A 12,358-nucleotide genomic window follows, 5' to 3' on the forward strand; every position below is an offset into this window, starting at 1 on the left:
ACCGATCGTCCGGGGCTTCTCGGGCAGCGGGTTCAAGGTGAACGACCTCGTCTTCCCCGGCGGCGTGATGATGACGACCGAGGAAGCGTGGGAATGGGACGCGCCGGCGCTCGATGCGTTGAGCGTGGCCGATCTGGAGCCGCTGCTGACGGCCGGCCCTCCGCCTGAGTTCGTCCTGCTCGGCACCGGCACCACGATGCGGATGCTCCCCGAACTCGCCAAGGCGCTGGAGGCGCGGGACATCGGCCTCGCCGCGATGGACAGCCGCGCCGCCGCGCGCGCCTGGGCCGTGCTGCGCGGCGAGGGGCGGCAGGTGGCGGCGGCGCTGATCGGCCTGGATCGGGCCTGATATCGCATATCCACGGCCGCTCGCGCTGAGTGTGTCGAAGCGCCGGCACCACCCAACCGCACAACCCGTCATGCTGACTTTCGTCAGGATGACGTTAGAGGCTCAGGGGAAAACCCTGTCCTACAGGGCAGGCGATGTGCTCCATCTCCGCGTATGCTCGCCGTTCCCGACTCTCTCCCGCGACACGCACCACCGCGCTTATGTTCAGTCGTGCCGCTTGGCCGCCGCGTAACTGCCGCGTCTGCGGCGCGCGACTGCCGCTTCCCCGCCGCAACCGGCGCAAAAGCCGCTCGCGAGCCGCAACTTTCGCAACTTAGCGGCTTCAGTCGATGCAGTCGTCGGACAACGCCATGGCCGCTTCCCACGCCCCGAACGCTCGGCTAAGACCCCGGTCCATGTCGCGCTTCGCCTATCGTCCGCTCGCCGCCGTCGCGGCCCTCGCCATCCTCGCTGGTTGCGCTACAGGCAAGAACAAGGCGGACACCACCTATGTCGCGACGGACGTGGACACGCTCTATTCGGTCGCGAAATCCCGGCTGGCGCGCGGGCAGTACAAGACGGCGGCGCAGGTCTTCGACGAGGTGGAGCGCCAGCATCCCTACTCGGTCTGGGCGCGGCGGGCGCAGCTGATGAGCGCGTTCAGCTACTATCTCGCCCGCGATTACACGGCGTCGATCGAATCCGCGCGCCGATTCCTGTCCATCCATCCGGGCAACCGTGACGCGCCCTATGCCTATTACCTGATCGCGATCGACTACTACCTGCAGATCAGCGACGTAAACCGGGACCAGAAGGTGACGTTGCAGGCGCAGGATGCGCTGGGCGAGCTGATCCGCCGCTACCCCGACACGACCTATGCCGCCGATGCGCGCGTGAAGCTGGACCTCGTCCACGATCACCTTGCCGGCAAGGAGATGGAGGTCGGGCGCTTTTACCAGCGGCGCGGCGACTGGATCGCCTCGGTCGTCCGCTTCCGCAAGGTGACCGAGACGTACCAGACGACCAGCCATGTGCCGGAGGCGCTGATGCGCCTGACCGAGTTTTATCTGGCGCTGGGCCTGCCCGACGAGGCGCGGAAGACGGCCGCCGTCCTGGGCGCCAACTATCCGGGCACCGACTGGTACGAGGATGCGTACAAGCTGGTGACGACCAAGAAGCCGCGCGACTCGTAAGTGACGCTACGAACCGGGCGCGCGCGATTGTATTGATGCGCCCGCCTGCCTAGTTCGGGCGCATGGACGTTCAGACTGCCCCCGCCGCCCCGCGTATCATCCGGCGCGAGGATTACCGCCCGCCAGACTGGCTGGTCCCCGACATCGCGCTCGACTTCGATCTGGATGCCGGGGCGACACGGGTCCGCGCGACCTTGTCGGTAACTCGCAACGGCGCGCATGACCGTCCTCTCCGACTGGACGGGTCGGACCTGTCGCCCTCGTCCGTGCAGGTGGACGGCGCCGACGCCGACTGGCGCATCGAACAGGGCGCTCTGGTGATCGACCTTCCCGGCGACGCGCATGAGGTCACCACCGAGGTCGAGATCGCACCCGCCCGCAATACCCAGCTGATGGGCCTCTACGCCTCCGGCGGCCTGCTCTGCACGCAATGCGAGGCGGAGGGGTTCCGCCGCATCACCTTCTTCCCCGATCGGCCGGACGTGCTCTCCCGCTACCTCGTGCGGATGGCGGCGGACAAGGCGCTCTATCCGGTGCTGCTGGCGAATGGCGACCATATCGGCGGCGGCGACCTGCCGGACGGCCGGCACTGGGCGGAGTGGCGCGATCCATTCCCCAAGCCCTGCTACCTCTTCGCGCTGGTCGCGGGCGATCTCGCCGCCAACCGCGACAGCTTCACCACCATGTCCGGCCGGCAGGTCGATCTCGGCATCTGGGTGCGGGAGACGGATCTGCCGAAGACCGAGCACGCCATGGCCGCGCTGAAGGCGTTCGATGGCCTGGGATGAGCGGGTCTATGGCCGCGAGTACGATTTGGGCGTGTTCAACATCGTGGCCGTCGCCGACTTCAACTTCGGCGCGATGGAGAACAAAGGCCTCAACATCTTCAACTCGCGCTACATCCTCGCCGATCCGGAGACCGCGACCGACGCCGATTACGACGCCATCGCCGGCGTCGTCTCGCATGAGTATTTCCACAACTGGTCGGGCAACCGCGTCACCTGCCGCGACTGGTTCCAGCTGTCGCTGAAGGAAGGCTTCACCGTCTACCGCGACCAGGGCTTCTCGGCCGATCAGGGGTCGCCTGCGGTGAAGCGGATCGAGGATGTCCGCGCGCTCCGCGCCGCGCAGTTCCCGGAGGATGCGGGGCCGCTCGCCCATCCGATCCGCCCGGAAAGCTACATGGAGATCAGCAACTTCTACACGGCGACGATCTACAACAAGGGCGCGGAGGTGATCCGCATGTTGGCGACGATCCTCGGCCCCGACCGGTTCCGCGCCGGATGCGACCGCTATTTCGCCGACCATGACGGCACCGCCGCCACCTGCGAGGATTTCATCCGCGCGATGGAGGATGCGTCCGGCGTCGATCTGACGCAGTTCCGCCTCTGGTATACGCAGGCCGGCACCCCCCGCGTCACCGCGATCCTCAGCCATGAGGCGGGCGGCGGGCAGGCGCGGCTGGTGCTCGAACAGGCCGTGCCACCAACGCCGGGCCAGGCGGAGAAGCGGCCGATGCCGATCCCGCTCAAGATCGCCCTGTTCGGCACGGCGAGCGGTCGCAACCTCACCGGCGAGACGCTGGTCATGCTTGATGAGGCCCATAAGGAGGTCCTGTTCGACGGCATCGGCGAGGCACCCGCGCTGTCGATCAACCGTGGTTTCTCCGCCCCGATCGTCGTCGATGCGCAGCGTTCGCCCGCCGACCTCGCCTTCCTCTCGGCACATGACGACGACCCCTTCGCCCGTTACGAGGCGATGCAGCAGCTGATGATCGACACGCTGGTGACCGTCGTCGCCGGCGGGCAGGCGGATCATGCGCCGGTGATCGAGGCGGTCGGGCGGACGCTCGCCGACGCCGCGCTCGACAAAGCATTCATCGGCGAAAGCGTGCTGCTGCCGAGCGAGTTGTTCCTGGGGGATCAGATGCTGACCGTCGATCCGGTCGCGATCCGCCGCGCGCGGGAGGCCTTGCGCATCGACCTCGGCCAGAGCCTCGCGGCGGAGTGGCGCGCAGCCTATGCCGGGTCGGGTACCAACCGCTTCGCCTACACGCCGGAGGGGAAGGGCGCGCGCCGCCTGCGTTCGGTCGCGCTTGGCTACATCGCGGCTTCGGGTGCGCCGGACTGGGGGCAGGTCGCCTTTGCGCAGTTCGGGCAGGCCGACAACATGACCGACCGGCAGGGCGCGCTCGGTGTGCTGGCCAATGGCGATGTGGCGGAGCGGGAAGAGGCGCTGGCGATCTTCTACGACCGCTATCGAGCGGATCCGCTGGTGCTCGACAAATGGTTCACCACACAGGCGCTTTCGACGCGCGAGGACACGATCGACGTGGTGGAGCGCCTGTCGCGGCATCCCGACTTTACCCTCGCCAACCCGAACCGCATCCGCTCGCTGATCGGTGCCTTTGCCGCGAACCAGTACGCGTTCCACGATGCGGGCGGGCAGGGCTATCGCTTCCTCGCCGACATGATCCTCACGGTCGACCGGCTAAACCCACAGACGGCGGCACGGCTGGTGCCGGCACTCGGCCGCTGGCGGCGCATGGACGAGGGCCGGGCGGCGTTGATGCGGAGCGAACTGGAGCGGATCGCGGCGGCGGCAGGCCTGTCGAAGGACGTCTTCGAACAGGTGACGAAAAGTTTGGGGTGAAAGGTCCTCCCCTGGAAGGGGAGGGGGACCGCCGCCGACAAGCGGTGGTGGAGGGGTAGGTGTCACGAGGACTAGGGCCAGTCCTTGCTGAACCTACCCCTCCACCGCCTTCGGCGGTCCCCCTCCCCCTCCGGAGGAGGATGCCGCCTCTACCGCACCCAGTCCGCGACCTGCGCCGCCACCTGGTTGGCGGCTGCGTTCAGGCCCGCCGTCACCGCCGTCGGCGTCGCGCCTGACACCGGCACGCGCGCCTCGAAGCGGCGGCTGTCGATGCGTTCGCCGCCACGACCCTGCTTCAGCGCGTCATAGGTGACCACGACCTCCATCCGGTCGGAATCGAGGCCGAAATGGTCGAGATCGCCGACAATACGGTAGCCGGGGTCGATCGTCGCCTGACGCGGGTTCAGCACGATCTTGCCGGTGCGCGCGGCAACCGTGGTGGCGAGCAGTTGCTGGAACAGTCGGGCGGGCGCCTCCACCCATTGCGCGTCCTTTAGATAGGTGACGGTGTTGCCGCCGGAGCGGACGGGCACGCGGATGGTGTTGAGTTCGGCCGGGGTGCCGGGGACGTAGACGGTGATCGCCTCGCCCGGCCCTGCCGAACGCTGCGTATCGGGGGCAACCGACTGCGCCGGAGTAAGCGTCATCAGGAACGGCGGCGGCTTCGCACCGAAGCTGAGGCAGGCCGCGAGCGGGGTCGCGGCCAGGATGGCGAGAACGGGTTTCAGCCGGTTGCGCATCATTTGCCCTTATAGTCCGGAAGCTTCGATCCGCCGATCAGCCCGCCCGCACCGCCGCGATCCAGGCGGCCGGCGACGGCGGTAAGCGCCTGCGACATGTCGCGCAGATCGCGGACGAGAAGGCCGACCTCCGGCGCGGTTGTCTTGGAGAAGTTCTGCACGCCCGGCCGCGCGTCGGCGATCAGCGCATCGAGACTGTCCATCGTCTTGGCGGCGGAGGCGGTGGCGCGGCGCAGGTCAGCCATCGCGGGCGAGACGTCTCTCTGCATCACGTTGTTGGTGCTGCCGGCCAGCCGCCCGATCTGCTCGGCGGCGGCACCCGCCTGCTGGATCGCGATGCGTGTTTCGGCGAGCGTCGCGGCAATCTCCGGCGCGCGGTCACCAAGCGCGCCGGTCACCTTGTCGAGATTTGCGAGGATGCCGCTGATCGACTTCTGGTTCTCGGGCGAGAGGGTGGCGGTCAGCCGCTCGGTCAGCGAAGTCAGCCGCTCCAGCAAGGCAGGCGCGCTGTTGAGGAGCGCGCCGAGGCCGCTGCGCTTGGTGGGGATGACCGGCACGCCGAGTGGTCCCGGCGCGGTGATCGGCGGCGCGCCGCGCACCGCGCCATCGAGGTTAATCTGGCTGACCCCGGTGAAGCCGACGCCCGCAATCGAGGCGCTGGTGCCCTGCAGCACCGGCGTGTCCCCATCCACCGCGATGCGCACGCGGACGAGGTCCGGCGTTTCCGGCATCAGCTTGATCTCCTCGATCTTGCCCGACGGAACGCCCGCGTAAGTGACCGTCGAACCCTTGGCGAGGCCGTCGACCGACTGGCCGAAGAAGATGTCGTAGCGGTGGGTATTGTCGCCCGAGAGGTTCGCCATCCACAGGATGAAGCCCAAGGTCGCGACGACGAGCGCGAGGACGATGCCGCCGACGAGAACGTGGTTGGATCGCGTTTCCATTAGCCCCTCATGCCTCGCCATGCGCCTCTGCGGCGACACGTCCCCGTGGGCCGTTGAAATACTCCTGGATCCACGGATGATCCAACGCCAACAATTCCGGGATCGTTCCGACCGCGATGACCCGCTTGTCGGCGAGCACTGCGACACGATCACAGATCGCGTGCAGCGTGTCGAGATCATGGGTGATCAGGAACACGGTAAGGCCGAGCGTGTCGGCGAGCGTCCGCGTCAGCCGGTCGAAGGCGGCCGCGCCGATCGGGTCGAGGCCGGCGGTCGGCTCGTCGAGGAACAGGAGTTCGGGATCGAGCGCGAGAGCGCGGGCGAGGCCGGCGCGCTTCCGCATGCCGCCCGAAAGCTCGGATGGGAACTTCGGCGCGGCATCCGCGGGGAGGCCGGTCATCACCACCTTGTAAGCAGCGATTTCGTCCAAGAGCGTCTCGTCCAGCGTCGGGTGGTATTCACGCAGGGGGACCTGGACGTTCTCCAGCACCGTCAGCGTCGAGAAGAGCGCCCCGTTCTGGAACATTACGCCCCAGCGGCTGCGCACCGACTTCGCTTCGCTATCGGCGCGTCCGACCATCGGCTCGCCGAAGACCGAGACCTCGCCGGCGAGCGGGTGTTGCAGACCGACGATCGACCGCATCAGCACCGACTTGCCGGTGCCCGAGCCGCCGACCACGCCGAGGATCTCACCGCGTCGCACGTCGAGGTCGAGGTTCTCGTGGACGATCTGCTCGCCGAAGCCGTTCCTGAGGCCTCGGACGGTGATGATGTCCCCTTGCCGGTCGCGCGGTGCGATCGTCATACCCAGCCGATCGCCGCGAAGAAGACCGCGAAGAACGCGTTGACGACGATTACCAGAAAGATCGACTGCACCACGGCGGCGGTGGTGCGCAGGCCAAGCTGCTCGGCATTGCCCTCGACCAGCATGCCCTGGAAACAGCCGGCCATCGCGATGATCAGCCCGAAGACCGGCGCCTTGATCAGCCCGGTTAGCACGTCGGTCATCGGCACGACCTCCCGAATGCGGGAGACGAAGGTGATCGGCGGGATGTCGAGCGAAATCCACGAGAACAGCCCGCCGCCCAGCAGCGCAAGGAGCGAGGCGTAGAAGCCGAGCAGCGGCAGGAGAACCACCGTCGCCAATACGCGCGGCAGGACCAAGGCCTCCATCGGCGAGATGCCGATGGTGCGCATCGCATCGACCTCCTCCGCCAGCTTCATCGATCCGAGCTGAGCCGCGAAGGCTGAGCCGGAGCGGCCCGCGACCATGATCGCGGTCATCAACACGCCCAGTTCGCGAAAGGTGATGCGGCCGATCAGGTTGATGGCGAACACCTCGGCCCCGAACTGACGCAGCTGGATCGCCCCCTGCTGTGCGATGACGACGCCGATCAGGAAGCTCATCAGCCCGACGATGCCCAGCGCCTCGACACCCACCACCTCGAACTGGCGGACGGCGGCGTTGAAGCGCAGCCGGCGGTAGCGGATCGAATCCCAGGACGCGATCAGCACCGCGCCGAAGAAGCCGAGCAGGCCCCAGAGCGTGTAGCCCGCGCGGGAGGTGGCGTCACCGACCTGGCGGAGCACGCGGTGCCAGTTCGCTTCCTTGTCGGGGCGGCGCTGGGCAGGTTGATCGAGTTCGCCGAGCCGCTCGATCATCTGGCGATCGTCCTCGTCTCCGCCTTCAATGCGCGCGTCGTAGTCGCGAACGAGACGGTGGATCAGCCATGCACCCACAGTGTCCATTCGCTCGACACCGGAAAGGTCGATCGTCTTAGGCGGAGCGGAAAGGTTCTCCAGCCGGTCGGGGAGGGTGCCGATCCTCGACAGGGTCAGCGGGCCGGTGAACCGCAGCACCGTGCCGCCGCCATCCTGGTCTTGAGTGAAGTCGGCGGCTGCGCTCATCGGGTCCGGACAGTGGTGCGAAAGTCGTTCGCGGGCAAGACGTGAACCGTTGGTCCGCCGAAATGGTTGCCTGAAGTCACCGCCCCATCATAATCTTGCCACAGGATCGTCGCAGGCCGCGCCTCCATATGTCGCGCCCTGCCTTTATCCTCGCCGGACAGAACGCCACGCGGGCTTTCGGCCTCTCCCCGTCCGAACGGGCCCGCCGCTTTGCGGTGAAGGCCGGGCTGACGCCGGTCGATGCCGTCCCGGCTTCCGGCGCGGTGATCCTCGCCAATCTCGCCTTTGCCTGGGATCCGGCCTGGCTCCGCTTCCTTGAGAACGAGCCGGGACTTGTCGTGACGATGAACGGCGTGCCCGCACTGGCGCATTGCCCCGATCCGCCGAGCGCGTCTGCGGTCGCGGAAGCGATGGCGGGCGGGGAGGCCGGTACGGCCGGGCTGCGCGAGATGCGTGCCGAGGACGGCACCGTCCTCTACAATCACATGCTCCGCAAGCGGGAGAGCGCGTACCTGATGCCGCTCACGCCCGCCACAGCGCGCGCGGTGGAGAAGGCGAGCTATGACGGCGCATACAAGGGCGTCACCGACGTCCTCACCCTGTACCTCTGGCGCGGCCTCGCCTTTCACCTGACCCGCTGGGCGGCGGCGGTGAAGATCAGCCCGAACATGGTGACGACCATCGGCGCGCTGTTCTGCGTGATCGCCTTCTTCCTGTTCAAGGAGGGGTGGTTCTGGACGGGGATCGCCGCCGGCTTCGTGTTCATGGTGCTCGACACCGTGGACGGGAAGCTCGCGCGCTGCACCGGCACCTCGTCCAAATGGGGCAATGTCTTCGACCACGGCCTCGACCTGATCCATCCGCCCTTCTGGTACTGGGCCTGGGGAATGGGTCTGGACGAGTGGGGTCGCCCACTTGCCCCGGGCGTCCTGACCGCGATCATGGCGGTGATCCTGATCGGCTATGTGGTGCAGCGGCTGATCGAGGGTGCGTTCATGCGCAGCTTCGACGGCATCCACATCCATGTCTGGGAACGGATCGACAGCCGGTTCCGCCTGATCACCGCGCGCCGCAACCCCAACATGGTGATCCTGATCGCCGCGCTGTTGCTCGGGCGGCCGGATACCGGGCTGGAGCTGGTCGCCTGGTGGACGGCGCTCTCCTGCCTGTTCCACCTCGTCCGCTTGATCCAGGCCTATGCGCGGCGGGCGAGGGGCGGTGCCATCACCTCCTGGCTGGCGTGACGCATACCGCCATTCTACTGGCCGGGCGCAGGCCGGGCCTCGATCCGCTCGCCGCGTCCGAAGGGTTGGCGCTCAAGGCGCTGATCCCCGTCGGCGGACAGCCGATGGTCGCCCAGGTCGCCACGACCCTGCTGGACAGCGGCGCGGTGTCGGCGGTGCGCGTGCTGACGCAGGACGTAGCGGAGATCGCGCGCGTCCTGCCCGACGATCCGCGTGTCACCGTCCACAAATCCGGCGGCGGCATCGCCAGTTCGGTCGCGGCGATCGCGGGAAGCCAGATCGCGCCCTGGCCGCTCTTCGTCACCACCGCCGATCACCCATTGCTGACGCCGAAAACGGTCCGCTCCTTCATCGTGCGCTCGCAAGGGACGGACGTGGCGGTCGGGGTGGTCGAGCGGGAGACGGTGCTCGGTCGCTTTCCGGCGAACAAGCGGACCTGGCTCAAGTTCAAGGGCGGCTGGTGGACCGGCGCCAACCTCTTCGCTCTCGACGGCCCAGCGGCCCTGCCGCTGATCCGCCTGTGGAGCGAGGTGGAGCAGGACCGCAAAAAGGGCTGGAAGCTGATCGCCCGCTTCGGCCCCTGGCTCCTTATTCGCGCGCTGACCCGCACCATAACCCTGCCGGCCGCAGTCGCGACGGCCGGCCGGAGCATCGGCGTGCGCGTCGCCGCCATCGCGCTGGACGATCCGCTCGCCGCCGTCGATGTCGACAAGCATTCTGACCTGATGCTCGCGCGCGAGGTGCTGGGCCGGTGAAGCTCGCCATCTACGACATGGACCGGACGATCACGCGGACCGGCACCTTCACGCCGTTCCTGATCTACGCGGCGGCGCGGCTCGCCCCCTGGCGGCTGCTGTTCGCGCCCGTCGTGCCGTTCGTCATGCTCGCCTATGCGGCGAAGCTGATCAGCCGCGCCAAGCTGAAGGAGGTCAACCAGCGTCTTCTCCTCGGGCCCCATCTCTCCAAGGAAAGGCTGGCCCCGATCGTCGACGGCTTCGCCGAGCGCACGGTCAGGCTCAACGCCCTGCCGGGCGCGATGGAGCGGATCGAGCAGGACCGCGCCGATGGCTACCGCCTCGTCCTCGCCACCGCCTCCTACCGCTTCTATGTCGAGGCGATCGCGGGCAAGCTCGCCTTCGATGACGTCATCGCCACCAACAGCATCATTGGCCTCGATGCGCGGATCGCGGCGCGGATCGACGGCGAGAACAACTACGGTCCCGCCAAGCTTCGCATGGTCGAATCGTGGATGGCGGCGGAGGGGATCGACCGTTCGACAGCGACGATCCGCTTCTATTCGGACCATGTCTCCGACGCCCCTGTCCTGGAATGGGCCGACGAGGCCTTCGCCACGACTCCCAGCCCGAAGCTGCGGGCCTTGGCCGAAAAGCGTGGCTGGCCGATCCTCGACTGGAGCCGCATCGCGGTCGGAGCAAATGCGACGGGCGCATAAATCCAACCGATCATCGCTATCGCCAGATTCCAACCAAGCCGTTAATAAAACCATCATCGGAGGCAGGATATAACCGCCCCGATGGAGAGGGTTGAATGAGCAAGCATCTCGCGGCGTATCAGCACCGCATCATCGATATCGTCGGCCGCGCGGAAGCGGTGATCGGGGCGGACACCCGCCCCAGTTCGCAGGCGCTCGGCAAGCTCCGCTGGGATCTGGCGCGCGCGATGAACGAATATCAGGTCTTCAAGCACAGCCGCATCTTCGACCCCGCCATCGCGGCCGGAGGCGAGCGGGGATCGGCCGCATCGCGGATGCGCGAGGCGTGCATGGCGATCGGGTCCGAATACCGGCTCTATGTCGCCGCGTGGAACGCGACCAACATCCTCGACAACTGGGATGACTACCGCGCCGCCGCCCTGACCATGCTCGCCCGCATCCGCGCGCATGTCGATGCGGAGATGGAGCACCTGCCGGCGCTGGTAACAGCGCCGGAGCGCAAGGCGGCGTAACGCCCTCTTCGGACGGGATTATACCTGCGCCAAGGCCTGGTCGAAATCCGCGATCAGGTCGTCCGGGTCCTCCACACCCACCGAAATCCGCACCAGACTGTCGGTGATTCCCAGCGCAGCCTTACGCTCGTCGGGCACCGACAGGTGCGTCATCGCGGCCGGGTGGCTGGCGAGCGTCTCCGTCCCGCCGAGGCTGACCGCCAGCTTGGCGATCTTCAGCGCGTCGAGGAAGGCGAAGCTCTCCCGCTCACCCCCCTTTAGGAACAGTGAGAAGGTCGATCCCGCGCCCAGGCAGTGGCGGCGGTAGATGTCCGCCTGCCTGCTTCCCTCCTCCAGAAAGCCGAGATAGCCGACGCTGTCGATCTTCGGATGGTCGCGGAAGAAAGCGCAGACCTTCGCCGCGTTCTCGCCCGCCCGCGACATCCGCAGCTCCAGCGTCTCCAGCGAACGGAGCAGCATCCAGGCGGAATGCGGGTCGGTGATCGTGCCGATGGTGTTACGCATCGCCCGGATCGGGTTGATCGCCGCCTTCGACCCCACGACGCCGCCCGCAACCAGATCACTATGCCCGCCGGCATATTTGGTCAGGCTGTAGAGGACGAGGTCCGCGCCGTGGCGCAGCGGCTGCTGCCAGAGCGGGCCGAGAAAGGTGTTGTCGATGACGACCGGCGGCCGATCCTCGACGCCGGCGAAATGCGTGTCGCGCGCGGCGGCGACAGCCTGGATGTCCACCAATGCGTTGGTCGGATTGGCCGGACTTTCGAGGTAGATCAGCGCGACGCGGCCTTGGCGCTTGGCGCGGTCGATCACCGCGTTGATCTCCTCCGGCGTGGCGCCCGCTGGAAAATCGAGCCACGTCACGCCGAAGCGGCCGAGGATGCGGCCGATCAGCGTCTCCGTCGCGGCATAGAGCGGGGCGGAGTGGACGATGACGTCGCCGGGCTTGACCAGCGACAGCAGCAGGGTGGCAATCGCCGACATGCCGGAGGAGAAGGTGAGCGCGTCCTCCGCATCCTCCCAGACGGAGAGGCGATCCTCCAGGATCTCCTGATCCGGACCGTTGAAGCGCGAATAGACCAAGCCCTCCGCACCACCCGGCCGCTTGCCGGTGACCCCTTCGAAATGGCGCTTTCCCGCCGCCGCGCTCTCGAACACGAAGGTGGAGGTGAGGAAGATCGGCGGCTTCAGCGATCCCTCGGACAAGGCCGGGTCATAGCCGTGGCCCATCATCAGTGTCGCGGGCTTCAGCTTGCGCCCGCCCACTTCCAGCACATCGGGCTTCGGGCGGCGGCGCGGGGTGGCACCGGTCAGGTCCGCTTCGGTTTCGTTGTTCGCCATCGGTCATTCTCCTAGGGCATCGAACGCAGCTTGGCGCGGTATGCTC

General features: G+C 67.5%; 11 protein-coding genes and 1 pseudogene. 7 read left to right on the forward strand and 5 right to left on the reverse strand.

Features of this window, described 5'->3' with window-relative positions:
* Positions 1 to 4: 4 nt before the first annotated feature.
* The 3 genes and pseudogenes from ACM608_RS04680 (at position 5) to pepN (ending at position 4,173) form a co-directional block, all read left to right on the forward strand.
* A complete protein-coding gene (locus ACM608_RS04680) occupies positions 5 to 349 on the forward strand; it encodes an MTH938/NDUFAF3 family protein (protein WP_419685096.1) in 345 nt (114 codons plus the stop codon).
* Positions 350 to 744: 395 nt separating this feature from the next.
* Positions 745 to 1,521 carry an outer membrane protein assembly factor BamD gene (locus ACM608_RS04685; protein WP_419682101.1) on the forward strand — a complete coding sequence of 259 codons (777 nt, stop codon included), beginning with the start codon at positions 745 to 747 and terminating at the stop codon, positions 1,519 to 1,521.
* 62 nt (positions 1,522 to 1,583) lie between these two features.
* Positions 1,584 to 4,173 (forward strand): annotated as a pseudogene (gene pepN, locus ACM608_RS04690) (aminopeptidase N).
* Positions 4,174 to 4,322: 149 nt separating this feature from the next.
* Here pepN and ACM608_RS04695 read toward each other — a convergent pair.
* Genes ACM608_RS04695 through ACM608_RS04710 form a run of 4 tightly spaced genes read right to left on the reverse strand, consistent with a single transcriptional unit; the run spans position 4,323 to position 7,765 of the window.
* Positions 4,323 to 4,913 (reverse strand): ABC-type transport auxiliary lipoprotein family protein, encoded by a 591-nt coding sequence (locus tag ACM608_RS04695; protein WP_419682102.1) that lies wholly within the window; start codon positions 4,911 to 4,913, stop codon positions 4,323 to 4,325.
* Complete coding sequence (locus ACM608_RS04700; protein ID WP_419682103.1) at positions 4,913 to 5,857, reverse strand: MlaD family protein; 945 nt, start codon at positions 5,855 to 5,857, stop codon at positions 4,913 to 4,915. Before ACM608_RS04700 ends, ACM608_RS04695 begins: the two co-directional genes overlap by 1 nt.
* Positions 5,858 to 5,864: 7 nt before the next feature.
* On the reverse strand, positions 5,865 to 6,662 hold the full coding sequence (locus ACM608_RS04705; protein WP_419682104.1) for an ABC transporter ATP-binding protein: 798 nt from the start codon (positions 6,660 to 6,662) through the stop codon (positions 5,865 to 5,867).
* Complete coding sequence (locus ACM608_RS04710; RefSeq protein ID WP_419682105.1) at positions 6,659 to 7,765, reverse strand: MlaE family lipid ABC transporter permease subunit; 1,107 nt, start codon at positions 7,763 to 7,765, stop codon at positions 6,659 to 6,661. The genes ACM608_RS04705 and ACM608_RS04710 overlap by 4 nt, the downstream gene beginning before the upstream one ends.
* 128 nt (positions 7,766 to 7,893) lie before the next feature.
* Here ACM608_RS04710 and ACM608_RS04715 point away from each other — a divergent pair, with 128 nt between their 5' ends.
* From ACM608_RS04715 to ACM608_RS04730, 4 genes are all read left to right on the forward strand, one after another.
* Positions 7,894 to 9,009, forward strand: a complete 1,116-nt coding sequence (locus ACM608_RS04715; protein ID WP_419682106.1) for a CDP-alcohol phosphatidyltransferase family protein — start codon at positions 7,894 to 7,896, stop codon at positions 9,007 to 9,009.
* Positions 9,006 to 9,764, forward strand: coding sequence for an NTP transferase domain-containing protein (locus ACM608_RS04720; RefSeq protein WP_419682107.1), 759 nt, complete (start codon positions 9,006 to 9,008; stop codon positions 9,762 to 9,764). The genes ACM608_RS04715 and ACM608_RS04720 overlap by 4 nt, the downstream gene beginning before the upstream one ends.
* 17 nt (positions 9,765 to 9,781) lie before the next feature.
* Positions 9,782 to 10,462 (forward strand): HAD family hydrolase, encoded by a 681-nt coding sequence (locus ACM608_RS04725; RefSeq protein ID WP_419685098.1) that lies wholly within the window; start codon positions 9,782 to 9,784, stop codon positions 10,460 to 10,462.
* Positions 10,463 to 10,557: 95 nt separating this feature from the next.
* Positions 10,558 to 10,974, forward strand: a complete 417-nt coding sequence (locus ACM608_RS04730) for a hypothetical protein (protein ID WP_419682108.1) — start codon at positions 10,558 to 10,560, stop codon at positions 10,972 to 10,974.
* An 18-nt stretch (positions 10,975 to 10,992) separates the two neighbouring features.
* Here the strand turns inward: ACM608_RS04730 and ACM608_RS04735 are convergent, their stop codons facing one another.
* On the reverse strand, positions 10,993 to 12,312 hold the full coding sequence (locus ACM608_RS04735) for a cystathionine gamma-synthase family protein (protein WP_419682109.1): 1,320 nt from the start codon (positions 12,310 to 12,312) through the stop codon (positions 10,993 to 10,995).
* Between the last annotated feature and the right edge of the window lie 46 nt (positions 12,313 to 12,358).

Source organism: Sphingomonas sp. ID0503 (assembly GCF_048565625.1).
Taxonomy (GTDB): domain Bacteria; phylum Pseudomonadota; class Alphaproteobacteria; order Sphingomonadales; family Sphingomonadaceae; genus JBLZUR01.